Genomic DNA, 26,749 nt, shown 5'->3' on the forward strand with positions numbered 1-26,749 from the left:
ATCAGGGGTTCCCGCCGCGAACGGGGAGGGCGTCCCAGTTCGAGGTCGCATCCGAGTACTTGTTGGCGCCGCCGCCCGTGGGCGTGAACCGGACGCGGATCGAGTCGTTGTTCCGCTGGCCCAGGCCGTTCTGGAGCACGAGCGACCCGGAGGATCCGAGGTCGTACGTGCCGACGTAGAAGCTGCCGGAACTGCCGTTGATCTCCGTCACGACGTTGTACCGCCCGGCGGGAAGGTTCGAGAAGTCGACCCCGACGTAGTGGCATCCGGAGCAGTACGGCGCCGAACCGCCCTTGAACACCGAGGCCGAGAAGGCGGGAGGCGGCCGGTTCTCGACGCCGAAGGTGGTGCCGGCGGCCGGACCGAACTGCTGGCTGCCGTTGTTCCTCGCGCGGACCTCCACCGTGTGGGTGCCTGCCCCCAGGTTGGAGATCGTCTTCGAGGTTCCACCCTGCAGGCCCGACCAGCCGCCGCCGTCGACCCGGACCTGGTACTCCACGGCGCCGCCGCCGGTGTCCGACGGCGCGGCCCAGCTCACGGTGACATCTGCGGGCGCGTACCCGATCGAGCCGTGGCTCACGTTCCTCGGGGCGGTCGGGGTGCCGTACGGGGTCGCACTCGCGGGCGTCGACGCGTCGGACGTGCCGATTGCATTCACCGCACGCACGTTGAAGCTGTAGGTGGTGCCGTTCGCCAGGTTGGGGATGTTCTGCGGGGAGCCGGCAGCACTGGCGCCGAACGTCCAGGGCCCGCCGCCGGATGGCGACGCGGAGACGATGTAGCTCGTGATCGGCGAGTTGTTCGTGGCGTTCGCCCGCCACGTCAACTGGACCTTGCCATCGCCCCCGACGATGCCCGTGATGCTCGGAGCGTCGGGCCGGTCGCGCACGACCACCGTGACACGCCCCTGCACCTCCCGCGCGGGGTCCATGGTCGCATCCCCGATGCGGTAGATGACGCTCAACTGTCCCGTGAACACTGGCCCGGTGCGCACGGTGATGCCACTCGTGTTGAAGCTGACCGACGCGTTCGAGCCGACGTTCGCGGAGTCCACCTCCGCGGCGACCACGCGCAGCGGCTTGCCCTCGGCGTTGAACGGATTGAAGTCGTTCGCGAGCACGTCGACGGCAAGGGACTGGCTGCGGGTCATGTCGATCGGGCCGTCGTTGGTGGCGATCGGCTTGGCGCGCGTCGACGACACGACCTTCACGTCGACGTAGCCCGGCACCGTGAACGACTCGAACTTCAGGTCGAAGGTGAGATGCGCCGCCGTGCCGGGCTGCACGCCGAGCGGGGCCGACACGGTGAGGGTGCCGTCGGTGATCTGGGCCTGGATGTCGGACGTCGTTCCGCGCAGGTTCGTGTACTGGATGCGCTGGATGTTGTCGGGGTTCGGCTGGAAGCTCGAGGAGCGCAGGTCGATGTCGAGCGGCGTCTCACCCGCCTCGATGGTCTCGGTGCGGGGCGTGAAGGTGGGTGGAGTGTCGTTGAAGTTGGGGTCGCCCACGGTGATCGGAATCGTGAGGATCGCGACGCGTCCGATCGGATCGGAAGCGCTCGTTCCGTCGGTCACGGTGAAGGTCACGGAGGCGGAGCCCCGGTAGTCCTGCTCGGGAACGTACTGCAGGGTCGTGCCGTCGACGAACGGTGCGTCCTTCGCATTCGTCGCCGTCGCCGAGAGGATGAGGGGCGGCTGGCCCGACGGCACCACGACGATGTCGTTCGCATCCCACACGACCTTGCCGTTCATCGGCACGACGACCGGGGGGAACTCGGCGAGGTGCGGTGCCGGGAACTTCGCCTTCTCCTCGGCGGCGAGCTCCTCGGGCGTCTTCGGGCGCTGGGTCTCCTCGACCTCCGTGTCGCCACCCGGGATCGGTGGGACGATGACGAACGCCATGGCGGAGAGGGCGTCGAGCTCGTTGGTGAGGCGGTACGCCACGGCGTAGCGTCGGCTGCCCGGCTCCACGTCGATCGTCCCGTCGGGCAGCACCTGAGCCCGGCCGGCGTTCGGACCCTCGACGGTCACCTTCAGGTCTTCCACGAGTCCGCCGGGGTTCGTCGCATCGGCGAGCGGGTCGACGTTGACCCGTTCGACATCGACGACCTCTTCGGGCTCGATGACCTGGTCCTCCGCCGTCGGCGGCAGGATCACCGCATCCTTGGACACCGCCACCTGGAGGAACGCCGCGTCCGCGCCGCCATGGCCGTTCGAGATCTCGTATCGGATCGTGTAGGCGCCCTCGGTCTCGGGCGCGGTCACCACGACGCGACGGCGGTCGCGGATCTCGGCCTCGATGCCCTCGTCGACCTCGGGCAGGCCGGCCACGTGCAACTCGTACCCCGACGGATCGGAGTCGTTGAGCAGCACCTCGACCCCGACGGTGCGCCCGGGCTTCATCGCGATGGTGTCGTCGACGGCCTTCGGGGGAAGCTGCACGACCGGGCGCGGGATGACGCCGATGCGGATGATGCCCACCGAGGTGGCACCGCCGGTGTCCTGCACCTCGTACCTGAACGAGTCGGTGCCGGCCGACCCCGTGAGGGCCTCGTAGGTGATGGAGGTGCTCGTCGACTCCACGATGCGGCCGAGCGAGGGCGCGGTCGAGATGCCCGTCAGCACGACCGAGTCGCCGTCGGGGTCGATGCCGTCGAGCGGCACGTCGATCTTCACCGCCGACCCCTCGAAGGTGCGCGAGGTGAGCGGTGTGGGAAGCGGCGCGCGGTTGGCGTCGGGATCGGGCCCCACCACCGTGAACCGGACGGTGGCGCGCGCCGTCTGGTCGAAGTCGTCGCCGATCGTGTAGACCGTCGTGTACGTGCCCGGGGCATCCGGAGCCTGGAAGCGCACCGAATCCTCGCTGACGAAGGCCAGGCCCTCGGCTGCCGTCGTGTTCGCGAGGTCGGGCAGGACGTGGATGGATGCCGCGTCGGGGTGATAGTCGTTCGCGAGCACCGGCACCGTCACGATGTCGCCGGCTCGCACGTTCACGCTGTCGTCGAGCGCGACCGGCGGCTGGTGCTTGACGAGCGGCGGCACCGGCACCACGGCCACCGTCGCCGTCGCCGTGTTCACGCCGTCGGAGATCGTGTACTCGAACTGGAGCTGGCGGTCGATGGCCTCGGATGCCGTGACCCGCGCCACCGTGTTGGTGAGGATCTCGACCGACACGAGGTCGTCGGTCGCCGTCTCGTCGACCGACTGCACGGCGAGCACCCGGCCCGACGGCGACACGTCGTTGACGAGCAACGGCACCGTGGTCGGCTCCCCCGGACGGAGGTAGGCGATGTCCTTGACGGCGATGGGCGCGGGCGCCTCACTGGGCGGCTGCGTGACCTGGACCCGGATGAGGCCGACGCTCACGGCGGTGTCGGCGGCGAGGTTGTAGAGGAAGACGTACTCACCGGGCTCGGGCGCGGAGAACGTGATGGTGCCGCGTTCGATGTTCGGGGTGATGACCGCGTCGTCGGGCGCCTCCTCGACGCCCACGAGGCTGAGCGGCGCACCCGACGGCGACAGGTCGTTCGCGAGCGGCTCGATCGCGAACGTCTCGCCCGCGAACACCTGTGCGAAGTCGGGGGTTCCGACCGGGTTCAGGGTGCCGGTCGGCTTCACCTCCACGGTGAGGATGCCGGCCGCCTCGGTGCGGCCGTCGGAGACGATGTACTGCACCTCCTTGACGCCGAGCTCGCCGGACTGGTGCTCGAAGGTCACGAGCCCGTCGGGGCTGAATCGCACCGAGTCGCCGCTGGTGGGCGATGCGTTCACGAGGTAGACGTCGTCGCCGTCGGGGTCGTTCCAGTCCGCGAGGACGTTGTAGGAGATCTGGCGCCCCTGCTCGACGCTCGTCGCGCCGTTGCGCAGCGAGATCGGCGCCTCGTTCTCGCTGTCGGGGGTGATGCGCACGTCGACATTGGCCTCCGCAACCCCGTCGCGCCCGTCGGACACGGAGTAGCGGAACGACGCCGTGCCCGCGGCCCCCTCGTCGGGCGTGAACTGCAGCGCACGACCGCCGTCGATCAGCTCGAGCCGCCCCGAGGCGCCGCTCACCGTCGGGAGGCCGGCGACCGTGAGCACGTCGCCGTCGGGATCGGTGTCGTTCTCGAGCACCTCGAGGATCGTGGTGCGGTCGGGACGCACGCCGTACTCGTCGTCGCGCGCGAGCGGCGGACGGTTGATCGGACCGCGCTCAGCGAGCGTGTCCTCGAAGTTCTGCTGGGACGACTTCTCGTCGCCCTCCTGGTCCTCCGACTCCTCGGGCGGCGTGACCTCCTCCCAGTTGTCGACGAGGCGCAGGTCGGAGTCGACCAGCCACGAGTTGCCATTCGAGAGGTTGTTCAGCACGATGACGTCACGGTTCACGCGGAACTCGAGGCGCGAACCGGCAGTGGGCTGGTCGATCTGCTGGGACTCGGGCTCCGCGCCGTCGCACTCCACGAGGTACCGGGCGGAGGTCGCCCAGGCGCCGTGCGCGCAGCCGTCGAGCCACACGGGCGCGGCCACGTCGTCGGCACCGTCGGCCGGGGCATCCGCGCCATTGGAGGTGACGGCGACCTCTCCCCCGTCGAGCGGCACCGACATCAATCCGCCGCCGGATGCCACATAGGCGACGTCATGCTCCGCGCCGGACTGCTGCAACCGCAGGCCCGCTTCGGGGAGCTCGATCGACCGATCGTCGACGAGGAGGCGATCCTCCTCGGTGTCGAGCACCACGGCACGTTCGCCGATCGCGGCGAGTTGGTGCCCGGTGAGCTTCGGGATGGACGTGCGGACGGGATCGCCGCCGTCGACGGGGACCCGGTACAGGGAGCCCTTGCTCGGCTTCGTGGCGAAGACCGTGCCCTCGGAGCTCACCGCGACCTCGGCGTCCTCGCCGAGCTTCAGCAGCGGGTCGGTCCCAGTTGCGTCGAACGAGAGGGAGCCGCCCGCGCGGACCGTCCACAGCTCGCCCTTCGGCGACAGTACGGCGAGCACGTCCCCGCCGTAGGCGACCGTGGACCCTGGTGGCACGTCGATCCGCTCCGTCAGCGTGGTGTACGACGGGTCGATGCGCTCGATGGATCCGATGCTGCGGTCGTAGAGGAACGCCGAATCCCCGTCCTGGAAGACGTCGAACTCATTCGTCGCCGTGCTGACCGCGGCATCCAGCTCGCCGATCGGACGGTTCAGACGGCCGGCCAGCAGGTCCTTCGCGTTCGTCACCCAGACGTCGCGGGCGCGAAGGTCGGGATCGGTGACCGGGAAGCCCTGGTGCAGCACCGCGAAGGCCAATGGAACACCGGCGATCAGCGCCAGCGTCGTGATGGTCGCGGTGGTCTTTCGCGTGCGGATCCACGAAGTGAACACTCCCACCCGTGACTCCCTGACCTGTTCGCGCCGACGCAGAATGGCGCCGGTTCTCTCCCCACACCGGGGTACACGGTAACACGGACCTCCTGACGGGCCACATGGGGAGGGATCCCCATGTCACCCGCCCCCGGGGGACGTGGCGCCTGCTTCCGGCTGGGTCGATGAGAGTTCCCGGCGTTCCGCGCCGGCCGTGCAGGCTCGCGGTCAGGCGCGCGGGTCGCTGCCCTCGGCGACTCCGTCGGGGACATCGTCGGTGCCATCGAGCAGCGCCAGGTCGTCGGTGCTCACCAGCCGAGTTGCGACGGCGTACTCCACGAGCCGCGCACGCCGGTTGGTCGCGAGCCTGCCGCGGCCGCCCCGGAGCCCGTCGACGCCGATCTTGTCGAGCTTCTCGCAGACGTTGTCGAGCTTGCGGTTGAACGTGGTCATGCTCCAGCCGAGGCGTGCAGCCGCCTCGGCCGAAGTGGGCACCACCGACCTGCCGGCAGACGGCTGCGACAGCACATGCTCGGCGAGCGCCACGACGAGGAGCCGCTGGCTCGTCGTGAGCGTCACCGGGAGGATCGTGGTGCCGCCGTCGGCCGGCCTCGCCGTGAGGGAGGTGTTGTAGAAGTCCTCCTCGGCGTGGATGGTGAAGTCGTAGGTGGTCGAGCCGGCACTGAACATCACGTGCACCGTCTGGAAGACGAGCGGCAGCTTCGCCCCCGGCGCGACCCATGCCTGCACGCTGCCGGTCGCGTCCGAGACGGTGGCCGAGAGGAGCTGGCCGACGTTCGAGAGCCACCAGAGGCCGTACTCGCTGGACAGCGTCAGGAAGGTGCGATGCAGGTAGGGGTTGTCGTCGATGGTCAGGTCGGACTCGCGCCCGATCCCGAAGGCCTCGCCCTCGTTCACGGTGTACCACTCGCCGCAGTACTCGACCTTGAGGGGCCTCATGCCGTGCACTCCGTGACCGGTTCGGAGGTCTTGCTCCCGCGCTGCACCTGCACCTCGATGCAGACGCGCTCGCCCGCCGTCACCCCGTCGACGACGATGGTCGGGCCGTCGGCGACCGCGATCGCGCCGGAGCCGTCGGCGCGTTGCCAGCGGTACCGGTCGCCCTCCTCGGCGTCGTCGTGCGAGACTGCGAACGACACGCTGGCGCCGTCGGCGGAGGGCACGCCGGGCTGCACTTCGGGCGCGGGAACGGTGGCGGCGAGGATCGCGTCCTCGCCGGACGGGGCGGCCGTTCGATCGGCCGACTGTTGCTGGAGCGTGCCGGAGAGGGCCACCGCGATGCCGATCACGACCACCACCACGATCGCCGCCACGATGCCGACCACGGCGCCGACGTGGGATCGACGGGGACGCGCCTGGGTGCGCGTGTCGTCGACGAGGTCGGATGCCGCCGCACCGCGGCCGCGCAGCTGCGTCGCGTCGACCGTCGGCGCAGCAGCAGCCTCGGCGGCGGGCGTCGCTGCCTGCGCGGAGCGCCCCCGCGGGCGGATGACCGTCTGGTCGACCTGGTTCGCCGTCGCGCCCGCCACCGCGACCGGCGCGCGAACGATCGTGCCCTCGTCGGGCGTCGCGGCCGCTGCCGCGACGGGCTGCGCCTCGACCTGACGCGGCGTGCGAGCGCGGGTGGCGTCGTCCTCACTGGGAACGGCGGCCGGCAGCCGGGTCGGGGCGGCCGGCTGCGCCTCGACCGATCGCACCGCGCGGGCGCGCGTCTCGTCAGCGCCGTCCTCGACGGGCGCCTGTCGCTCGGAGGAGAGGTTGGGGACCTCGATGGTGGTCGCCGGGTAGCCGAGTTCCAGCTCGACGCGCTGGAGTGCCCTGGCGAACTCCACCGCACTGGGATAGCGGTCGTCGCGACGCGTCGCCATGCCCTTCGCCAGCACGGCCGTCAGGCTGCGCGGCACGTCGTCGCGGCCGATCGGCGTGATCGCCCCTCGCTCGATGCGCCCGATGAGGTCGAGCGACCCGTTCGGTCGCCCCGGGATCTCGAACGGCGTGCGCCCGGCGAGGAGGGAGTGCACCGTCGCGGCGAGCGAGAAGACATCGCTGCGCTGGTCGGGCTTGGGGTCATCCTCGAACATCTCGGGCGGCGACCAGGGCACGCTCATGCCGACCGCGGACTGGCCGGAGGACGTCGACGACGCGTCGACGGGCGACGTCATCGTGTGCACCGGCAACTCGCCCTCGAGGTTCGATGAGATGCCGAAGTCGGTGAGGGCGGGCCACCCGTAGTCGTTCGTCAGCACGTTGGCCGGCTTGATGTCGCGGTGCAGGATGCCGGCGGCGTGCGCCGTGGCGACGGCGCCGGCGAGGCGGATGCCGGTGCGCAGAGCATCCTCGACGGCGAACCGCTCGCGCTTGTAGCGCTCGGCGAGGCTCGGCCCCGAGCAGTACTCCATGACGAAGTAGGGGCGGCCGTCGGCGGAGACATCGGCGTGGAAGATCGTCACGATGAACGGATGCGCCGACAGTTGGGCCATGAGGTTGGCCTCGGCGACGAACTGGGCGCGCGTGTCACGGCCGAGCTCCTCGGTGAGGAGCACCTTCACCGCGACCTTGCGCCGCGGCAGGCGCTGCTCGTAGAGGAACACATCGGCGAACCCGCCAGAGCCGAGCAGCTGCAGCGCCGTGTATCCGGGCAGGTCGGGCGGCGTGGACGGGGCGCGACGCATCATTCGCCCACGACCTGGATCGTCCAGCCGCCGCCGAGGTCCATCACCGTACCGGTGAGGACGGGCGTCGGCTCGCCGGCCCGCAACTTGACCGGGGGCTTGCCTGGCGCGACGACATGCGTGCCGTTGCGCGAGTGCAGGTCGGTCACCACGACCGTGTCTCCCTCGACCGCGACGCGCAGGTGGTTGCGTGAGATATCGGGGTCGCCGGCTCCGATCGTGATGAGCCGCGGGATTCGCCCGCCCGAGACCTGGCTCACGCTCGGCGCGCGCCCGAGGACGACCTCGTGGCCGATCGGCTCGAGGCTGCCGTCGGGCATGCGGAGCGACGCCGAAGGCGACACCGTGACGCCCGACGGAGGCGTGGGCGTGGCCGTGGCCGGGCGCGCGGCGCGCTGGGCGCGGAGCCGCTGCAGGTCGATGCCGGCGACGGTGAGGCCGTCGTGGTCGCCCTCGAGCTCAGCCGGGGCTGCCGGAGTCGGCCGGGTCACGGGCGCCGAGCGCTTGGGCGAGGCGATGGTGTCCTCGACGGGCACCATGGTCTGCTCGGCCGGGGAGGCGACCGAGACCGGGGCGGGAGTCGACGGGGCAGCGGGCACCACGACCGGTACGGCCGCGGCCGTCGCGGGCGCAGGCGCCGCGGGCGCAGGCGCCGCGTCGACGGCCGGGCTGACCGGGAAGGCCGCGGCGGCGACCGGCCCGACCGCGTCGGTCGCGACGGCGACGGCGTACACCACGCCCTCGACGAGCGGGAGCTGGGGACGCTCGCCGGACGGCGCCGCATCGACGGACTCGAGACGCACCTCGCCCTCGACCCCGTCGATGAGCCGCTCGGCCCAGGTCGAGACGCCCTCGCCCGACACCGTGGTGTCGCCGATCACCACGCGGACGGGCCCGCGCGCCACGACCCTGGCCGAGCCGCGGCCGTCGCCGCGCACGACGAGGGCGAACGGCGGCGTGGCCGCGAGGCCCGACGCGGTGAGCCGGTCGAGCACCTGCGGCGTCGGATCGGGGGCGCCGAGCTCGGCCCACACCGCCGCCACCGCGTCGGCTGCAGTGATCGGAGCCAGGAGGGCGACGCGCCCGCGCACGGCGGCGAGCCACGCGCCCGAGGGGTCAGGCCGATACGTCGCCATGGTGCCCTCCCCCGGTGCGCGGCGTCGTGTCCTCGGCGGCGCGTGACAACGAGCCGGTTCGGTCGCGGGTGGTCTCGTCGTCATCGTCGTCATCGCCGAGCTGCGACTCGACCACGATGACCGTGACGTTGTCACGACCGCCGTGCTCGAGCGCGGCATCGACCAACTCGCCCGCGAGGCCCGCCGCATGCCCGGTGTCGCCCGCGAGGACCTGGGCGAGCTGCTCGTCGTCGACCTCCTTCGAGAGGCCGTCCGAGCAGATCAGGAACACCTGGCGGCCGGCGGCGGGGATGAGCCAGACGTCGGGATCGACGACCTCGTCGGCACCCATCGCCCTCGTGATCACGTTGCGGTCGGGATGGCGCTCGGCATCGTCGGCGCTGATCAGGCCGGCGTCGACGAGTTCCTGCACCGCCGAATGATCGACGCTCAACTGCTGCAGCGTGCGTCCGTCCCACGAGTAGACCCGGGAGTCGCCGACGTTGAACACCATCCAGTGGAAGCCCGCGCCGTCGCCCGCGTCGACGAGCGCGATGCCCGTGAGCGTGGTGCCGGCGACGGCCGTGCCCTCCTCGCCCTCGGCGCTCAGCGCCCGGACGGCGTCGTTCGAACTGTGGATGGCGTCGAGCACCTGCTCGGGCGATGACGGCCTGCCCGCCTCGAGGTGACGCCGAAAAGTCTCGACCACCGTGCGACTCGCGGCATCGCCTCGCGCGTGGCCGCCCATGCCGTCGGCGACGAGATAGACCGGTGCGGCCGCGAGGAACGCGTCTTCGTTCACGCTGCGGACACGACCGACGTCGCTCTGCGCACTGTGGGCGATCACCGCGGAACCGCGCGGGAGTCGGACGATGTCCTCGCCATCAGCGGACACGGTTCTCCTCGTCGCAACTCGCCTGCGGGCCCCCCGGCCCGGGCGCCCCACCCAGGCGCCGCCTCCCCACGCTAGCAACTCCGGGCGGGTCCTGCGGACCGCTGTGCACAGCGGCGCGACCCCCGGACCGGTCAGTGCTCGCGGCGGGAGGCGTCCTCGGTGAAGTGCGGCACCTCGTCCATGAGCTTCACGCCGCGGCGCTTCGAGTCGACCCGGGCCTTGACGAGGCTCGCGATCGTCGCCACGGCCATCGCCACCACGATCACGCCGAGCGAGGCCCATGTGGAGATCTCGGGTGCCCACTCGACGGGTTCGCCGCCGTTGAGGAACGGGAGCTCGTTGACGTGCAGGGCGTGGAACACGAGCTTCACGCCGATGAAGGCGAGGATGAACGCGATGCCGTACTTGAGGTACTCGAGCCGCTCGAGCAGCCCGCCGAGCAGGAAGTAGAGCTGGCGGAGGCCCATCAGCGCGAACACGTTGGCCGTGAAGACGATGAACGCCGACTGCGTGATGCCGAAGATGGCAGGGATCGAATCCAGCGCGAAGAGGAGGTCGGTCGTGCCGATCGCGATGAAGACGATGATGATCGGCGTGAACATGCGCGTGCCGTCGACGGTGGTGCGCAGCTTGATGCCGTCGTAGTCGTCGGAGATGCGAACGCGCTTGCGGAGCATCCGCACGAGCGCGCTCTCGGTCTCCTCTGCGCTCTCCTCGCGATGCAGGAACGCCTGCTGGATCGCCGTCCAGACGAGCCAGGCGCCGAAGATGTAGAAGATCCAGCTGAAGTTCTCGATGAGCTGGGCGCCGAGGAGGATGAACACCCCGCGGAAGATCAGCGCCAGGATGATGCCCACCATGAGCACCTCCTGCTGCATCTTCTTCGGCACCGAGAACCTCGCCATGATGATGACGAACACGAAGAGGTTGTCGATCGAGAGGCTGTACTCCGTGAGCCAGCCGACCACGAACTGGCCGGCGTGCTCGGCGTCGCCGAGCAGGAGCATCAACAGCGCGAACACGAGCGCGAGCGCCACGTAGAAGACCACCCACAGGGTGGACTCCCGGAACGACGGCACGTGGGGGCGCTTGACGACGAGCAGCAGGTCGCCGATGAGGATGAGGGTCAGGACCACGAGGGAGCCGACTTCGAACCAGACGGGGAGTTCGAGCACAGGGGGCCTTCCGGGGTGAGTGGGTACAGGTGAACCCGAAAGTCTCTCCCGACCGCGCCCTCGGCGCGCCGCCACGCCCGGAGCGGCGTCTCTGGCGCTCGTACTGACGATCGTGGCCCGAGGCGTGCGCCTCGCGGGATACTCCCCTTCGCTCAGCCGAGTCTAGCGGAGGGCGAGCGGATGCCGCAGCGCACCGCACTCTCGTCGCGGGACGTGGCGGCGGGACGTGGCGATCGAGGGACGACCCCGCGCGGGCAGGAGAATGCCGCTCGGAAATGCAGAAAACCCCCGGGTGACCGGGGGTTTTCGCTGTTGTGACCCCAGCGGGATTTGAACCCGCGCTGCCGCCGTGAGAGGGCGGTGTCCTAGGCCGCTAAACGATGGGGCCGAATCGACAACTTGAAGAGTATGACACAGGCTCGCGGCTCCCGCAAAATCGACGCCGCCGCGGCATCCGTCGCCGTGATCATGCGAAGACCGACAGCGCCCCGGGCACCACGTCGACCTCGATCGGGAGCCGGCCGATGCGCTCGCCGTCGGCGTACGCGACGATGTCATCGGCCTCGATGCGCACCCGGCTCGCCCGCACGAACTCGACCGCGGGGTGGTCGACGTGGGTGCCCGCGAAGACCTTCGGGAACACGCGGACGAGCGCTGAACGGGACAGCGGATGGACGATGAAGACGTCGAGCAGGCCGTCGGCGAGGTCGGCGTGCGGCACGATGCGCATGCCGCCGCCCAGCGAGGGATTGTTCGCGACCGACACGAGCATCGCACGCTGCTCCCGGCGCACCCCGTCGATCGTGATGACGTATGTGCGGGGACGGAACGTGGCGAGCTCGCGGGCGAGGGCGAGCGTGTACCGACTGGGGCCGCGTGGACGCGTCATCCGGTTCGCCCGCTCGTTGACGACGGCGTCGAAGCCCGTCGAGACCACGCACGCGAACCACGTGCGCAGGTCGCCGTGCCGGATGATGCCTGCGTCGATCTGCCGGGGCTCGCGGTCGAGCGCCGCGAGCAGCGCATCGGTGGCCGCGACCGGATCGTCGTACGGCAGACCCAGCCCGCGGGCGAGGTCGTTGCCCGTGCCGGCCGCCACGATGCCGAGCGGCACGCGCGTCTGCGCCACGAGGTTCACGCCGAGCGAGACCATGCCGTCGCCGCCCACCACGACGAGGGCGTCGGGGCGCTGCTCGAACGCCGACTCGGCCTCGCGCCGGAGCAGCTCGAAGTTCGCCTCGCGGAGCATCGACACGTCGTACCCGGCATCCACGAGCCGCTCGACCACGGCCGGCCCCACGGCGCGATTGCGGCCGAAGGAGGCGGCCGGGTTGACGGCGACGAGGAGGCGCCGCGGGGCTCGGATCATGGTGCGATTCTGGCAGGCGACGGGCTTGCGCGCCGCGCGGCGGGCGGTGTTGGCTCGACGCATGCGACTCACCAAGCTCGAACATGCCGCGCTCGTCATCGAGGACTCGGGCGACAAGCTCTACGTCGACCCGGGCAGCTTCACCACACCGATCACGGAGTCGGCCGGCACCGCCGCCGTGGTGATCACCCATGAGCACGCCGACCACTGGACGCCCGAGCAGCTCGGCCGCATCGTCGGCGCCAACCCCGGAGTGCGCATCTTCGGCCCGGCGGGCGTCGCCGCGGCGGCATCCGGATTCCCGGTGGAGACGGTCGCGGCGGGCGACGAGGTGGAGGTCGGGCCGTTCCGGCTGCGATTCTTCGGCGGGCAGCACGCGCAGATCCACCGGTCGATCCCGATCATCGACAACCTCGGGGTGCTCGTGAACGAGGCGCTGTACTACGCGGGCGACTCGTTCGTCGCGCCCGACGGGATCGCCGTCGACGTGCTCGCCGCCCCGGCCGCCGCACCCTGGATGAAGATCAGCGAAGCCATGGACTACGTCATCGAGGTGGCGCCGAAGCGGGCGTTCCCGACGCATGAGATGCTGCTGTCGCGCGCCGGCAAGGACCTCTCGAACGCCCGCCTCCGCTGGGCCGTCGAGCAGGGCGGCGGCGAGTACCTGCCCCTCGAACCCGGGGATTCGATCGACTTCTGAGCCACGCGGGAGGGCGAGGCGGCCGTCGCTGCTCGGATGCGCGGTCGTCCCGTGCGGTCAGCCGACGGCGTCCGGCGTCACTGCCCGGGTGGACCGCCCGTGCCGTTCCCGTTGCCGCCGTTCCCGTTGCCGTTGCCGTTGCCGCCGTTGCCGCTGTTCCCGTCGCCGCCGCCCTCGGTCTGATCGGCCGGTGCAGGCGTCTCGGTGGTTCCACCGTCGACGCCGCCCGACTTCGGGGCGACCGGGCCCGGTCCGGCCTCGGTGAAGGGGTCGCCGCCGTACTTCGCCGCGGCCACCGACATGACGGCCGGCCACATCCGGTGACGCGCCGTCGCGGCCTGCCCGCTCGCGAAGGAGATGGCGCGCTGGTTCGCATCGCCGTTGACGCTCACCACGGCCGCCGCCGTGGCCACCTTCGAGCTGGCGCCGACCATCCAGGTGTCCTTCGCCCCGTCGGTGGTCCCCGTCTTGCCGATGAGCGGCACGTGCGGCGAGGTCGCCCCGTTCGAGACGGTGGCGGTGCCGCTCGTCATCACCCGGATCATGGCGTAGTGCATCGCCGCGGCGACCGCGGGCGGCACCGATTCCGTGCACGTCGTCTGCGGGGCGGGCAGCTCCTGCCCGTCTCGCCCCACGATGCGGTCGATGGCGACGGGGGTGCAGGTGACGCCGTTGTTCGCGATGCCGGCGAACGCGACGGCCATGGTGAGCGGGGCCACCTCGTTGATGCCGATCACCGCGGAGGCGCTCTGCACGAGCGGTTCGCCGTCGGCGCGGTGCACGCCGAACGCCTCGGCGGTCTTGCGGATGCCGCAGAGGTCGAGCCGCTTGGCCATGCCGATGTAGCCCGTGTTGATCGAGCCGATCGTCGACTCGAGGGCGCTGTAGTTGGCACCCGCCTCGTTGGCGTCGTTGCGCGGCGCCCAGTGCTCGGCGTCGTAGTTCTGCGGGCCGAGGCAGCTGTCCTGGAACGTGCCCCAGTTGGCCTTCGGCCGGGAGTCGACCCGCTCCGAGAGCGCGTGCCCCGTCTTCAGCCACTCCGCCAGCGTGAACACCTTGTACGAGGAACCCGGCTGGAACCCGCGCGAACCGCCGTACTCGAAGTCGGTGTTGTAGTTGATGCTCGTGAACTGCGGGCCCGAGTTGAGCACCTCGGGATCCTGGCTGTACGTGCGGTTCTGCGCCATCGCCAGCACCCGGCCCGTGCCGACCTGCACCGAGGAGATGACCGCGCCGACGTCCCACCCGGGATAGGTCTGCGGCACGTTCTGGGCGATCGTCGACTCCGCGGCGAGCTGCAGGTCGAGGTCGAGCGTCGTGTAGACCTGGAATCCGCCGCGCCGGAAGTTGCGCATCCTCGTGTCGGCGTCATCGCCGAAGTTCGGGTCGTTCTGCAGGATGTTCTTCACGTAGTCGCAGAAGTAGGCGCTGCCGCCCGCGGTCTGGCATCCGGTGCTCGGCTCGGTGATGGCGGGCTGCACGGGCGTTGCGACCGCCGTGTCGTACTCCGCCTGCGTGATCTTCCGGTACTCCAGCATGCGGTCGAGGATGTAGTTGCGCCGCGAGGTGTTCTCGGCGTAGCCGTTCGCCGCACCGTTCGTCTCGCTCTCGGGCTTGTCGATCTGGAACTTCGCGGGGTTGTTCACGATCGCCATGAGGGAGGCGGCCTGCGCCAGCGAGAGGTTCGCAGCGCTGGTGTTGTAGTAGTAGTTCGCCGCGGCCTCGATGCCGTACACGGTGCCGCCGAAGCCGGCGATGTTCAGGTAGCCGAGCAGGATCTCGTTCTTCGTATACCGCTTCTCGACGCCGATGGCGAGGCGCATCTCCTTGAGCTTGCGGTCGATCGACGTCTCGGTCACGGTGTCGTAGCAGCCGAGGCGCTCCTGCTCGATGAGGGCGTGGCGCTCGTCACCGGTGAGCGCCTCCCGCTCCTCCTCGGTGAGGTCCTCGAGTGCCGTGACGTCGGCCATGCCCTCGCATTCCTGCACGCGCACGTTCTTGACGTACTGCTGGGCGATCGACGACCCGCCCTGCGTCTCGCGGCCGGTCGCCGTGGTCACCGCCGCGCGCACGGTGCCCTGCAGGTCGATGCCGCCGTGCTCGTAGAACCTCGGGTCCTCGCCGGCGACCGTTGCGTCCTTGACATACTGGCTGATGCCGTCCCAGCCGACCTCGATGCGGTTCTGGTCGTAGAACGAGGCCAGGAGCACGGTGGACCCGTCGGACCTGGTCGCGTAGATGTTGCTCTTCTCCGACAGCTGCCCGATCTCGAGGTAGCTCGGCAGGTTCTCGAACATGCCGATGGTGCCGGATGCCGCGATGCCGACGGTCGCGATCGCCGGCGTCACCCCGACGACGACGAGCGTCGCCGCGGCCGCACTGGCCGCCACGAGTCCGATGAGCCCGCCCAGAACGCCCACGGGAGTCCGCGTCTCGGCGAAATCCCGATTCCGCTTGTTCCGGACGGCCATGCGATCACTCCCGGAGCCCGCGATCGTGCGGGTGACGCGTGCCCGGTAGGGCGGGCACCATGGTGGTTCGATCACCATCGAACCTCAGCATGCCGTGCGTGTCCAGCCTTCGGTGCGACATCCGGCCCCGTGTCCTCTCGCCCCGTCGATCAATCAGCTTCGGCGAGGAACGGCCGATGGTCGAACTCGCCCTCGCCGATGATGGCGACGGTCGATTCGGGCACCTCGATGAACGCGCCCGGCATGTCGTTCAGGGGCTCCGAGACCACCACGCGCGCGTTGCGGCCGAACAGGTTGAGCCGCTCGACATCGGGGTACAGCTCACGCAGCGTGTCGATGTCCTCGGAGTGGAAGAGGGTGCGCGACCGGCGCTGGGTGGAGTAGCGGAACGCCCAGATCGTCGTCCCGTCGGAGACGGCCATGGTGCCCTGCATGGGGAAGGCGATGCCGTGTTCGCGGCCGACCTTCTCGATCAGCTGCACGGCGGCGGTGATGCCGGCGATGGGGTCGTCACGGAGGCCGAGGGACAGGGCGAGGTGGAAGATCACCTCGGAGTCGGTCGTGCCGTGGATATGCGGGTAGAGCGACGGGTCCACGGCGAACACGAGGTCGCGCTTCATCTTCACGAAGTCGCCGAGGAAGCCGTTGTGCATGAACAGCCAGTTCTCGTACCGGAACGGGTGGCAGTTCGTCTGCTGGATCGGGGGGCCGCCCGCCGCTCGCACATGCGCGAAGAAGAGCGGACTCTCGATCGCGTGGGTGAGCTCCCGCAGGTTCTCGTCGTGCCACGCCGGCTCGATGCTGTGGAACAGCGCCGGCTTCGCGTCGTCGCTGGTGCCCGACGGGTACCAGCCGATTCCGAACCCGTCGCCGTTCACGGTCTCGGCCCCGAGCGGCGAGTTCAGCGACTGCTTCACGAGCGAGTGCTGCGTATCGAGGATCAGCGTGGACGGTCGGAGCGGTTCCCCCGAGTATGCGAGCCAGCGGCACATGCGGTCATCCCCCTGCACATCGTCGGCGAGGCCTCGTGCGGCGCGACGCCGTTGGCCACATGCTAGTCCCGGCCGGGCCTGGCCCGCTCGGATGGGCGGCCGCCGCTTCGCCGCCCCATTCTGGGGGCATCGGATGCCGCGCCACCGCGCCTACGATGTGGGGACCGTCAGCCGTGGGACCTCCCGCACGCGTCATCCGGCCGCCGGTGCGATTCCCAACACCCACGGGAACGACGGGCCCCGACCACATTCTCCTGGCCGGGGTCCTTCGCCGTCATCCGAACGATGGATGCCGCGTCGGCGGAGAGCGCCGAGACTCGATGAGCCGATCACACCCGAACCGCAGGATCGGTGGCGCGAATAGGCGTCGTCGGCGGCGCGCGTCGATGAGGAGGACGTCGTGGGAGTCCAGACCGCACTCGATGCAGTGACCGGTGCCGACGCGATCGTGGACGCGATGCGACTGGCCGACGACCTCGCGTTCGAGGCCGGCCGGGATCCGGGCGTCCGCACGCTGCGGGTGCTCGCAGGAGCACTCCGCGGCGACGACGAGATCGCCGCCATCGCGTCGACCCACGCCCTCGCCGGGATGTTCGACCGTGAGGCGGGCAGGATGCTCGTCGGCCTGCTGACCGACGAGCGGGCCTTCCTCCGCGAGCACGCGGCGTGGGCGCTCGGCGGTGGCCTCCCTCGCGCGGATGCGATGGGCGCCCTGCTCGGCATGGTGGTCACTGGAGGGTTCGGGGGCATGCTCGCGCAGCGGACGCTCGAGCAGTGGTCCCCCACGACCGCCGAGGCCCTTGTCGTGGGGACCGAGGCGGCGCTGCTCGGCGTCGTCGAGCCGGCAGCCCGCGCGCGGGTGGTCGAGACCCTCGGGCTCGTGCGGCATTCGATCGCGACGGCGCCGCTCCTCCGCATCGCACGGGACTCCGCGGAGGCCGAAGGGGTGCGCATCGCGGCCGTCTCGGCGATCGGGCAGCGGTCCGCGGATCCGCGGCTGGCGGAGTTCCTGCACCTGGTGGCCGCCGACGGCGGTCCCCTCGGCGCGGTCGCCGAACTGGCACTGCTCGACCTGCGCCCGCACCTGCGTTCGCCTACAGCACGGGCGGAGGGTCGCCGATCCGGCCTGACGGTCGCGCAGCTCTTTCTCCACGCCGACCTCGATCCCCTGCTGAGCTCGGCAGGCTCCGGCGACAACGGCGGCATCGCCACGCTCCTGGTGCGGCTCGGCGACGCGCTCGTGCGCGACCGCGAGATCGGCGTGGAGCGCGTCCTCACCCTCTCTCGCGGCTCCGTCGATGGGGCCGCCGCCGATCTCGTCCGACTTCGCGACGGCGCCTCGGGGCACGTGTACGGGCGCGTCCCGTTGCTCAGCGACCCCGTGCCGTCGGCCGCGGCGTGGCCATTGAGGGTGGCGGCTCGCCGCGGCATCCGGCGCCTTCTGCTCGCGACCGGCCGCGTCGACGTGCTGCACCTGCGCATGGCCGACGTCGGCAGCCTGGCCGCGGCGGAGGTCGCCCGCGAGCTCGGCATCCCGGTGGTGTTCACCGTGGCGCCCGACCCGCACGCGGTGATCGAGTCGCTCGACCGCTCGGGTGCGATGAGCCGGCACGAGTTCGGCCGGTTCGACCACGCGGAGCACTTCTGGTTCCGCACGCGCCTCGTGCAGCGGCTCGCGGCCAATGCGGCGCACACGGTCCTCTTCCCGCGGCCGCACCTGGAGGAGGACCTGCGCCGGCTCGTGGGCATCGACCTCACGGCCCGCGCGGAGCGCCACACGGTGGTGCCCGAGGGCGTCGACCTCGCGACGATCGACGAGGCGGTGGCGGATGCCGCGGCGCACGCGCACGGCGCCCCGCCGGTGCCCGCGATCGCCGAGCTGCGCACCCTCGTCGAGGAACTCGCCCCCGAACGCCGGGGCCTGCCCCTGATCGTGACACTCGGCCGCCTCCACCGGGTGAAGGGGATGGCGACGCTCGTGGAGGCGTGGGCCACCCACCCGGTGCGGCGACGCGCGAACCTCCTCGTCATCGGGGGCGACCTCGAGCAGCCCTCTCCCGACGAACGCCAGCAGCTCGACCTCATCGAGCGAGCGGTGCCGGCGTCGGAGCGCCCCACCGCGGGCCTCATGCTGCCGGGCCACCGCTCGAACGACGTCGCGGCCCGCTGGCTCGCCGCAGCCCGGTTCGGGGTCCCGGGCCTCGTCGCACCCGGCGGCGTCTACGCGTGCGCGAGCCTCAAGGAGGAGTTCGGCATCGCGCTGCTCGAGGCCATGGCCACTGGCCTTCCGGTCGTCGCCCCCGACGGTGGCGGGCCAGCCACCTACGTGGAGCCCGGCGTGACCGGCCTGTTGACCGCGACGTGGGACGCGGAACGCCTCGCGCGGGCGCTCGACGAGTCGCTCGGCGTGGCGACGCACGACGACACCGCCCGGGCCGAGCGGTCCCGTGGGATGGTCCGCGACCACTTCACCGTCCAGGGCATGTCCGTGGCGCTCGGACGGGTCTACCGGGGCGTGGCCCGCGACGAGGCCGCGCTCGAGCGGCTGGATGCGGCACGATGACGCTGCTCGTCATCAGCCCCGACTACGCCTCGCACCTCCTCCCCCTGGCGACCCTCGCCACGGCGTGGCAGGCGCGGGGTGAACGGGTGGTGGTCGCCAGCGGGCCGGCGACGGCCGAGGTCGTCGCCGGATTCGGCTTCGAACGAGTGGACCTGCGCCTGGGTCGTGGTTCGAACCCCGGCGTCATCGCCACGGACGACCAGCCCCGCGACGAGGCGGCGTCGCTGCGCGGCTTCTTCGAGGCGACCCGCCGCGGCGCCGTGGCGACGCTCGAGTACCAGGCAGCCGAGCGACTCGTGGATCTCATGTGGGAGCCCGCGGTCTCGGCCAGGGCCACCCTGCGGATCGTCGAGGCGGTCGCGCCCGACCAGATCCTCGTCGACCATCTCGCGTTCAGCGCGCGCCTCGGGCTCGATTCCGCCGGCCTCTCCTACGGGGATGTCGTGCTGGGGCATCCGTCGGCCCTGCCAGTCGGCGACGAGGTCTACGGATGCCCCTCGGCGTGGCCGTCCGCGTTCCACCTCGAACCCGGGGAGCTCGACGAGCTCCGGCGGCGGTGCGGGCAGGTCACCACCGCGTTCACCGCCGAGTGGAACCGGGTGGGTCGCGAGCTCCACCCCGGATTCCCCACGTCGCAGGACGCGTTCGCGGAGCACGGCCCGGTGGTGCTGTACAACTACCCGGGCGAGCTCGTCGACGAGGAGCGACGATCGTTCCTTCCCCCGCATCGCTTCCTGGGATCGACGCTCCGGTCGGAGCGAGTCGATCCCGAGGTCGAGGCGTGGATCGGGCAGGCGGGCCGGTTCGCGTACGTGAGCTTCGGCAGCTTCCTGTCGGTGCGTGGCGACGTGCTCGGGCGGGTCGCCGACGCGGCTCGGTCGGCGGAGGTGCGGCTGGCGGTCGCGAGCGGATCGACGCCGCCCGGGGAGCTCGGTACCCTGCCGTCCGACTGGCTGGTGCGGCCCTACCTGCCGCAGGTGCGGCTGCTGGCCGCCGCCGCGGCCACGGTCACGCACGGCGGGAACAACTCGGTCACGGAGGCCGTCGGATCCGGAGTCCCCCTCGTCGTGCTGCCGTTCTCCACCGACCAGTTCGCGGGCGCGGCGGCGGTGGAGCGGAGCGGCGTCGGCGTGGCGCTCGACCCGAACGCCGCGTCGATCGAGGAGCTCGCCGCCGCCTTGGAGTGGGCGATGGCGGCGGAGTCGGGCGCTCGGTCCCGCCTCCGCGAGGCGTCGGCCCGCCAGCGCGCGAAGCCAGGGCCTGAACGCGCCTTCGACGCGCTGGCCGGCTGAAACACCTGAACCAGAAGATGCTCACCGACGTCCACGATCGGACATCTGCTTAGTGTACTTTCCCCGACATCGGCGGAACACTACTCTCGGACCCACTCGGCACCGAGATCGTTGCGTTCGATCGATCGAAGTGCGCGCAAGCTGGAGGCGTCATGGGCACCTTGATCTACGACTCGTCGTCGCGGTTCGAGATCGACGACCGTGCGCTCGCGCACCTCCAGGTCGTCGTCGTGGACAAGTTGCGGCGGCGTGAGAGCTTCGAGTGGCGGCTTCGGGATGAGACCCACGAGGCATCCATCTGGGTCACGCCCGCGACGCCCCTCGAGTTCGTCTACTCCGGAAATCGTTCTGCGGGGCTGAACCGAGCCTGGCTTGAGATCCTGTCTCTCGCGGCCAGCTCGACCGGGGGTCTCAGCCTCATCGACGAGCCGACCGAGATCACGTGATACGAGTGGGGCGGTGGGGTCACGCGTCGCCGGAGCGGTACGGCTCATGAGCCCGGGCTCGCGCGGCGTTCCAGGGCTTCGATGACGGTCTCGGCGATGTCGATGTCGTAGAGCCGCTCGACGCTCTGGAACCCGCCGGGACTCTCCGCGTTGATCTCCACCACCTGGCTGCCGATCACGTCGATGCCCACGAGGAACATGCCATCGGCGACGAGCTTGTCACCGATCGCCTCGACGATGCTGAGCTGCGCCTCGCCGACCTCGAGCGGCACCGACCGACCACCGGTGCTGATGTTGGCGCGCGGGTCGTTGCCGGTGGGCACACGTCGGAAGGCGGCCGGCCTGCCGTCGCGCTCGAGGATGCGGCCCTCCAGCAGGAAGATCCGTGCATCGCCCTCCTCGGCTCCGTCGATGAACTCCTGGACGATGGCGTAGCCGTCCTGCAGGACCGCCTCCGTCATCTGCGCGAGGTTGGTCTCTCCCGGGCCCTCGATCATGAAGACGTTGCGGCCCTTGGCCCCGTACAGCGGTTTGACGACGCAGTGGCCGACTTCGTCGACGAACCGCTCGATCGCCTCGGGATCGCGTGTCACCAGCGACCGCGGCCGGACCTGCTCGGGGAACTCCTCCAGGTAGAGCTTGCTGGTCGCTCGATGAAGGGTGTGCGGGTCGTTCACCACCGTCACACCGCGGTCCGCGAGCATCTTTCCGAACACCACGCCCATCGGGCTGGCCCAGGGGCGCTCCTGCAGGTCGTCGATCGACTCGTTGCGCAGGAAGACCGCATCAAGGTGGTCCATGACGATCCGCTCGGCGTCGCGCGCCTTGATTCCGTCCATGAAGCTCGCGAGGGTGTCGTCGCTCTTCCACCTCGCGGCGCGAGCGGTCGCCGCGAACCGCCCGTCGCTGCTGCCGAGCTCAAGGTCACCGACGCCGACATACCAGGTCTCATGCCCACCCCGGGCTGCGGCCCTGGCGAGTCGGGTGGTGGCGTACTCGTCTACCTCGGTGTCGACGTCGTTGACGAGGAATGCGAGCCTCATGCGGCCACGTCTCCCTCGTAGAGGTCGGTGACCGTCGCGCCGGCGCGCAGCCTCTCCAGGCGCTCCTGCGCGCCGGGCACGTCCAGCCAGCGTGGCCGAACCCAGGGCGCGTGGAGCACCTCGCGGTCGAGCAGGTCCTGCACCAGGGGGATGTGATCCAACGCGAGCTTGCCGACGAGCAGGGCGTCGAGCCGGCTGCCCTCCGCGAGCGCGTCGAGAATGCGCGTGATCCCGCGAAGGTAGATCGCGTCCTTCACCGAACCGCCCCCGACGACCACCCGGATGGCGATGGACCACGCGGTCCGCGCCGGTATGCGGTGGTCAGCCCGCAACGACTCGAATATGTCCAGGAAGCCGGCGCCGTCGAGCATCTTGCCGACCGCGACCACTCGCGCGGCGAGCACGCGCAGCCGCCGCGGGTCCAAACCTCCGGTCAGGTACTCGGCGAGCACGGCGAGCCCCTCCTGGGTCTCGTCGTAGCCGGGCAGGCCGATGGTCAACAGGGTCAGTGGCTGCCGCGCACCGTTCTGGTACGTGACCACGTGGGTGCCGACCTCGTGATGCAGGAGGGGTTCGACCCGGTCGGCTCGGAATACCGCGGACTCGGGGATGAGCAGGCGGCCGAACGACACCATCAGCTCGGAGATGTCGTCCCGCACCTCCACGCGGACCGGGAAGTCCGGGTACACGGCGCGGTAGCGCTCGAACTCCGCACGGGCCGCGTCGGCGAACGCCCCGGCCGTGACGGTCTGGGTGCTGGGCGCCTGCGGGGGGATGGTCTCGAGCAACTCCGCCGCCGCAGCGGCCAGCGGAGGTGCCACCGTTCCGTAGAGCTGGAGCGACCCGTAGAGGAACCGTGACGTGTCGCGGTCCTCCACTGCGGTGATCTGCCGGGAGATCTCATCGCGCTTCGCACGGAAGAGCGTGTGCAGCGCCGGGTCGTGCACATTCTCGACCTCGAGGTCGTACAGCTCACGCTGCGCCAGATCCGGGTCGAAGTCCAACGGCCGCAGCCGAAGCGTCGGGGCCGTGCCGAAGTCACTGCGTTCGAAGTCCGCCCACGCCTCCGCCGCGTTGAGTGGCGTGACGTTGACGAGGAGGTTCACGCGGCGCTCGATCTCGGTGAGCCGGGCGTCGATGTCGAGTGCCGGCGCCAGCTGCTCGGTCGGTGATGACATCTCACGACCCCACCGACGCGTTGCGGGCCCGCCGAGCGATCTCAGACACGGTCGGGCGCATGCCCTCCGTTGGCTTGCTCATCTGCGTGTCTCCGTTTCGCGTTCGGGTCGCTACCGCGTGATTGAAGCTGCACTCACCACCTGGCAGCACCGATCTAGCCCGGTCTCGTCGCGGTCCGCCACCCCTTGACATTCCTCCGACTTCCCGGACGGGGCTCCCGGATCAACTGGGCACACGCTCCGCGGGTTCAGGGATGAGTTGGAGCATGCCGGTCATCGCCGAGGTGTCGGACAGCTGGTCGAGCCAGACCCGGTTCAGCTTCGGTTGACGATTGCCTTCGTAGACGAACTGCAATGGAGACTGGGGGGTCATCCACACGGTGACGAGTCGTTTCTGATCGAACAATGACATCGCGAATCGCTCGTTCCGGCGGAACTTGTCGATGATCACGACCTGCAGATGGACGAGCGTGCGGTCGTCGACCGCGACCTCGCGGCTGCTGTCGTAGATGAAGAAGCCCATTCCATGCCTCCCGGGCGTGGACGGACGGCGGATCCGATGGCGAGGAAGGAACGGCCTGCATCGTCTCGCCCGAACCCACGAGGTGCGCGAGCGAAGCCGTGGACAGACGGTCGGCTCCGAACGTCTTCGTTCGCCTGCCCGGGTGGGAAGCGATGACTCCCGCGGAATCCGCCCTCTGAGACGCAAGAAGCCCGGATGCCCGCTCTCATGCGGGATTCCGGGCTGCTGAACTTGCTGGGGTACCTGGACTCGAACCAAGAACAACGGTACCAGAAACCGCCGTGTTGCCAATTACACCATACCCCAATGGCCCGTGACCGAAGCCCGCGCCGACATGCAACTCTAGCCTACGGACCGCGGCCCGACCAAACTGAGCCGGCCTCCCCGACAGCCCGCCGCCGAGGCCTAGCCGAGGCGGGCCGCGAGGCGGTCGATGCGCTCGATCGAGTCGATCTTGCCCAGGATCTGCATCGACTCGAAGAGCGGCGGCGAGACACGGCGACCCGAGATCGCCGTGCGCACGGGGCCGAATGCGACGCGCGGCTTGAGGCCCAACCCGTCGACGAGGGCGCCGCGGAGGGCCTCCTCGATCTGGTCGTGGACCCACGCGTCGGCCGGAAGCCGGTCGAGCGCCTCGCGCGCGGCGGCGAGCACGGCCGGCGCGTCGGCCGGAAGGCCGGCGAGGGCGTCATCGTCGTAGCGGAGGCCCGCGGCATCCGTGAAGAGGAAGCCGAGCATGCCTGGCGCCTCGCCGAGCAGGCCGATGCGCTCCTGGACGTGCGGTGCGGCCTCGGCGAGGAGCGCCTCCTGGGCGGCGGTGATCGGCGTCTCGACGGCGCCCGCCTCCTGGAGGTAGGGAACCGTGCGCGCGGCGAACTCCGCGACGCCGAGCTGGCGGATGTGGTCGCCGTTGATCGCCTCGGCCTTCTTGAGGTCGAAGCGCGCAGGGTTCGGGTTGACGTTGACGACGTCGAACGCCGCCACGAGCTCGTCGCGGGAGAACACGTCGCGGTCGGCGGAGAAGCCCCAGCCGAGGAGCGCCAGGTAGTTGACGAGGCCCTCGGGGATGAAGCCGCGCTCGCGGTGGTGGAACAGGCTCGACTCGGGGTCGCGCTTCGACAGCTTCTTGTTGCCCTCCCCCATGACATACGGCAGGTGCCCGAAGCGTGGCACGAAGCTGGTCACGCCGATGTCGATGAGCGCGTGGTAGAGCGCGATCTGCCGCGGCGTCGAGGAGAGCAGGTCCTCACCGCGGAGCACGTGGGTGATGCCCATGAGCGCGTCGTCGACGGGATTCACGAAGGTGTACAGCGGGGCGCCGTTGGGGCGCACCACGACGAAGTCGATGGTCGAGCCGATCGGGAAGTCGATGCGGCCGCGCACGAGGTCGTCGAACCCGAGGTCGACCTCTGGCACGCGCAGGCGCAGCGCCGGCTCGCGACCCTCGGCGCGGAACGCGGCGCGCTGCTCGTCGGTGAGGTAGCGGTCGAAGTTGTCGTACCCGAGCTGCTTGGGGCGACCGTTCGCCGCGTTGCGCGCGTCGATCTCCTCGGCGGTCGAGTACGACTCGTAGAGGTGGCCCGAGGCGATGAGCCGGTCGATGAGGTCGCGGTAGATGTCACCGCGCTGCGACTGGCGGTAGGGCGCGTGCGGCCCGCCGATGCCGATGCCCTCGTCCCAGTCGAGCCCGAGCCAGGTCAGCGCGTCGAGCAGCTGCTCGTAGCTCTCCTCGCTGTCGCGGGCCGCATCGGTGTCCTCGACGCGGAACACGAAGGTGCCGCCGGTGTGGCGCGCGTAGGCCCAGTTGAAGAGGGCCGTACGCACGAGTCCCACGTGGGGCGTGCCGGTGGGCGACGGGCAGAATCGCACGCGGACATCGCTGCCGGCGGCGCTGGTGATGGGGTGAGCTGTCTCGGACATACCCGACCATGCTATCGAGCGCCGCACCCGGGCCATGCCGCGTACGCGTCGGTGCCGCTCCGACCCGCCGGTCAGGCCGCGAGGCTCTCGAGCGCCGCGATCGTGGCGGCGATGGCCGGCACGCGTTCGGCGCCTCGCGCAGTGACGAGGTGCAGTGACCGCACGTCGGCTCCCGCGGTCGGACGGGTGACGACGCCGGGGTGCCGCGGCGACGCCGCCAGGGCGAGCGCGGGCAGCAGCGCCACGCCGAGCCCCTGCGCCACCATGCCCTCGACGGCGACGAAGTTGTCGGTCTCGAAGGCGATGCGGGGCGCGAAGCCCGCGGCATCCGCGAGCTGGAGGAGGTGGCCGCGGCAGCGCGGGCATCCGGCGATCCAGGGGTCGCCTGCGAGGGCGGCCAGGTCGACGACGTCGGATGCCGCGGCCGGATGTCCCGCCGGCAGCACGAGCCGCATCGGCTCGTCGTCGAACGCCCGCACGTCGAGCCCGCGCGCGCTGGCGCGGTGCGGGTCGTCCCGGTCGCCCGGATAGCTGAAGGTGATGGCGAGATCGGCCCGGTCGGCGCGCACGGCGGCGACCGCCTCGGGCGGCTCGGCCTCGACGTACGTCACGCCCACGCCGGGGTGCGCGGCGCCGAGCGCCGCGATGAGGCGGGGCACGAGCGTCGCCGATGCCGATGGGAACGCGACGAGCCGCACACGGCCGGCACGAAGGCCGCGGATCTCGGCGAGCTCGCCGGCGGCCGCCTCGAGCGCGGTCGCCACCGCGTTGGCGTGCCGGGCGAGCACGCGCCCCGACTGGGTGAGCCGGATGCCGCGGCCGACCCGCTCGACGAGCGCGATGCCGGTGCGCGCCTCGAAGCGACGGAGCTGCTGGCTCACGGCGGGCTGGCTGTAGCCGAGCGCCTCGGCCGCCCCGGTGAGTGAGCCGTGCTCGGCGACCTGCCGCACCACCCGCACGGTCTGCAGGTCGAGCGCGGCGGCGAGTCCCTCGACCGATGCGTCGGACATGGTCGAATCATAACTCCATGGCATGCATATGATCACTC

General features: G+C 70.7%; 18 protein-coding genes and 2 tRNA genes. 4 read left to right on the forward strand and 16 right to left on the reverse strand.

All coding sequences use genetic code 11. The annotated features are described in order from the left end of the window. Window position 1: 1 nt before the first annotated feature. The 8 genes from AC1DZA_RS06880 to AC1DZA_RS06915 form a co-directional block, all read right to left on the reverse strand. The gene (locus AC1DZA_RS06880; protein WP_476772169.1) at window positions 2-5,353 is read right to left on the reverse strand and encodes an Ig-like domain-containing protein; all 5,352 of its coding nucleotides are present in this window, start codon (window positions 5,351-5,353) and stop codon (window positions 2-4) included. Between the two features lie 201 nt (window positions 5,354-5,554). After that, window positions 5,555-6,286, reverse strand: coding sequence for a hypothetical protein (locus AC1DZA_RS06885; protein ID WP_476772170.1), 732 nt, complete (start codon window positions 6,284-6,286; stop codon window positions 5,555-5,557). Next, window positions 6,283-8,022 carry a serine/threonine-protein kinase gene (locus AC1DZA_RS06890; protein WP_476772171.1) on the reverse strand — a complete coding sequence of 580 codons (1,740 nt, stop codon included), beginning with the start codon at window positions 8,020-8,022 and terminating at the stop codon, window positions 6,283-6,285. Before AC1DZA_RS06890 ends, AC1DZA_RS06885 begins: the two co-directional genes overlap by 4 nt. Continuing rightward, window positions 8,019-9,155 (reverse strand): FHA domain-containing protein, encoded by a 1,137-nt coding sequence (locus AC1DZA_RS06895; RefSeq protein WP_476772172.1) that lies wholly within the window; start codon window positions 9,153-9,155, stop codon window positions 8,019-8,021. The genes AC1DZA_RS06890 and AC1DZA_RS06895 overlap by 4 nt, the downstream gene beginning before the upstream one ends. Further along, entirely contained in the window at window positions 9,136-10,029 is an 894-nt protein-coding gene (locus tag AC1DZA_RS06900; RefSeq protein WP_476762116.1) for a PP2C family protein-serine/threonine phosphatase, read from the reverse strand. Before AC1DZA_RS06900 ends, AC1DZA_RS06895 begins: the two co-directional genes overlap by 20 nt. A 131-nt stretch (window positions 10,030-10,160) precedes the next feature. Continuing rightward, a complete protein-coding gene (locus AC1DZA_RS06905; RefSeq protein ID WP_476762115.1) occupies window positions 10,161-11,204 on the reverse strand; it encodes a TerC/Alx family metal homeostasis membrane protein in 1,044 nt (347 codons plus the stop codon). Between the two features lie 315 nt (window positions 11,205-11,519). Beyond that, window positions 11,520-11,592: transfer RNA gene (locus tag AC1DZA_RS06910), tRNA-Glu, on the reverse strand. 78 nt (window positions 11,593-11,670) lie between these two features. Then, the gene (locus tag AC1DZA_RS06915) at window positions 11,671-12,573 is read right to left on the reverse strand and encodes a diacylglycerol/lipid kinase family protein (RefSeq protein WP_476772173.1); all 903 of its coding nucleotides are present in this window, start codon (window positions 12,571-12,573) and stop codon (window positions 11,671-11,673) included. A gap of 61 nt (window positions 12,574-12,634) precedes the next feature. Here AC1DZA_RS06915 and AC1DZA_RS06920 point away from each other — a divergent pair, with 61 nt between their 5' ends. Next, window positions 12,635-13,273, forward strand: coding sequence for an MBL fold metallo-hydrolase (locus tag AC1DZA_RS06920; RefSeq protein WP_476772174.1), 639 nt, complete (start codon window positions 12,635-12,637; stop codon window positions 13,271-13,273). Window positions 13,274-13,350: 77 nt separating this feature from the next. On the opposite strand, the gene AC1DZA_RS06925 is transcribed toward AC1DZA_RS06920, so the two are convergent. Next, window positions 13,351-15,693 (reverse strand): transglycosylase domain-containing protein, encoded by a 2,343-nt coding sequence (locus tag AC1DZA_RS06925; RefSeq protein WP_476772175.1) that lies wholly within the window; start codon window positions 15,691-15,693, stop codon window positions 13,351-13,353. Window positions 15,694-15,893: 200 nt separating this feature from the next. Next, window positions 15,894-16,736, reverse strand: coding sequence for a class II glutamine amidotransferase (locus AC1DZA_RS06930; RefSeq protein WP_476762111.1), 843 nt, complete (start codon window positions 16,734-16,736; stop codon window positions 15,894-15,896). 400 nt (window positions 16,737-17,136) lie between these two features. Here AC1DZA_RS06930 and AC1DZA_RS06935 point away from each other — a divergent pair, with 400 nt between their 5' ends. The 3 genes from AC1DZA_RS06935 (at window position 17,137) to AC1DZA_RS06945 (ending at window position 21,037) form a co-directional block, all read left to right on the forward strand. Then, window positions 17,137-19,299, forward strand: coding sequence for a glycosyltransferase (locus tag AC1DZA_RS06935; protein WP_476772176.1), 2,163 nt, complete (start codon window positions 17,137-17,139; stop codon window positions 19,297-19,299). Next, window positions 19,296-20,591, forward strand: a complete 1,296-nt coding sequence (locus tag AC1DZA_RS06940) for a nucleotide disphospho-sugar-binding domain-containing protein (protein ID WP_476772177.1) — start codon at window positions 19,296-19,298, stop codon at window positions 20,589-20,591. The genes AC1DZA_RS06935 and AC1DZA_RS06940 overlap by 4 nt, the downstream gene beginning before the upstream one ends. A gap of 152 nt (window positions 20,592-20,743) precedes the next feature. Then, window positions 20,744-21,037: a DUF7882 family protein gene (locus tag AC1DZA_RS06945; RefSeq protein WP_476762704.1), complete on the forward strand. Its 294-nt coding sequence runs from the start codon at window positions 20,744-20,746 to the stop codon at window positions 21,035-21,037. 44 nt (window positions 21,038-21,081) lie between these two features. Here AC1DZA_RS06945 and AC1DZA_RS06950 read toward each other — a convergent pair whose 3' ends face one another. The 6 genes from AC1DZA_RS06950 to AC1DZA_RS06975 form a co-directional block, all read right to left on the reverse strand. Next, a complete protein-coding gene (locus AC1DZA_RS06950; protein ID WP_476772178.1) occupies window positions 21,082-22,080 on the reverse strand; it encodes an ATP-grasp domain-containing protein in 999 nt (332 codons plus the stop codon). Beyond that, window positions 22,077-23,258, reverse strand: coding sequence for a flavohemoglobin expression-modulating QEGLA motif protein (locus AC1DZA_RS06955; protein ID WP_476772179.1), 1,182 nt, complete (start codon window positions 23,256-23,258; stop codon window positions 22,077-22,079). The genes AC1DZA_RS06950 and AC1DZA_RS06955 overlap by 4 nt, the downstream gene beginning before the upstream one ends. Window positions 23,259-23,481: 223 nt before the next feature. Continuing rightward, entirely contained in the window at window positions 23,482-23,781 is a 300-nt protein-coding gene (locus tag AC1DZA_RS06960; protein ID WP_476772180.1) for a DUF7882 family protein, read from the reverse strand. A gap of 234 nt (window positions 23,782-24,015) precedes the next feature. After that, window positions 24,016-24,087 (reverse strand) — tRNA-Gln (locus AC1DZA_RS06965). Between the two features lie 99 nt (window positions 24,088-24,186). Further along, complete coding sequence (gene gltX / locus AC1DZA_RS06970; protein WP_476772181.1) at window positions 24,187-25,701, reverse strand: glutamate--tRNA ligase; 1,515 nt, start codon at window positions 25,699-25,701, stop codon at window positions 24,187-24,189. Window positions 25,702-25,772: 71 nt separating this feature from the next. Then, complete coding sequence (locus AC1DZA_RS06975; RefSeq protein ID WP_476772182.1) at window positions 25,773-26,711, reverse strand: LysR family transcriptional regulator; 939 nt, start codon at window positions 26,709-26,711, stop codon at window positions 25,773-25,775. Between the last annotated feature and the right edge of the window lie 38 nt (window positions 26,712-26,749).

This window comes from Agromyces sp. P2_B3 (assembly GCF_056404815.1).

Excerpts from the sequence above, each read along its gene's own strand:
- AC1DZA_RS06885 (WP_476772170.1), bottom strand. The coding sequence starts at position 6,286 with ATGAGGCCCCTCAAGGTCGAGTACTGCGGCGAGTGGTACACCGTGAAC.
- AC1DZA_RS06890 (WP_476772171.1), bottom strand. The coding sequence starts at position 8,022 with ATGATGCGTCGCGCCCCGTCCACGCCGCCCGACCTGCCCGGATACACG.
- AC1DZA_RS06895 (WP_476772172.1), bottom strand. The coding sequence starts at position 9,155 with ATGGCGACGTATCGGCCTGACCCCTCGGGCGCGTGGCTCGCCGCCGTG.
- AC1DZA_RS06915 (WP_476772173.1), bottom strand. The coding sequence starts at position 12,573 with ATGATCCGAGCCCCGCGGCGCCTCCTCGTCGCCGTCAACCCGGCCGCC.
- AC1DZA_RS06920 (WP_476772174.1), top strand. The coding sequence starts at position 12,635 with ATGCGACTCACCAAGCTCGAACATGCCGCGCTCGTCATCGAGGACTCG.
- AC1DZA_RS06930 (WP_476762111.1), bottom strand. The coding sequence starts at position 16,736 with ATGTGCCGCTGGCTCGCATACTCGGGGGAACCGCTCCGACCGTCCACG.
- AC1DZA_RS06940 (WP_476772177.1), top strand. The coding sequence starts at position 19,296 with ATGACGCTGCTCGTCATCAGCCCCGACTACGCCTCGCACCTCCTCCCC.
- AC1DZA_RS06945 (WP_476762704.1), top strand. The coding sequence starts at position 20,744 with ATGGGCACCTTGATCTACGACTCGTCGTCGCGGTTCGAGATCGACGAC.
- AC1DZA_RS06950 (WP_476772178.1), bottom strand. The coding sequence starts at position 22,080 with ATGAGGCTCGCATTCCTCGTCAACGACGTCGACACCGAGGTAGACGAG.
- AC1DZA_RS06955 (WP_476772179.1), bottom strand. The coding sequence starts at position 23,258 with ATGTCATCACCGACCGAGCAGCTGGCGCCGGCACTCGACATCGACGCC.
- AC1DZA_RS06960 (WP_476772180.1), bottom strand. The coding sequence starts at position 23,781 with ATGGGCTTCTTCATCTACGACAGCAGCCGCGAGGTCGCGGTCGACGAC.
- gltX (WP_476772181.1), bottom strand. The coding sequence starts at position 25,701 with ATGTCCGAGACAGCTCACCCCATCACCAGCGCCGCCGGCAGCGATGTC.
- AC1DZA_RS06975 (WP_476772182.1), bottom strand. The coding sequence starts at position 26,711 with ATGTCCGACGCATCGGTCGAGGGACTCGCCGCCGCGCTCGACCTGCAG.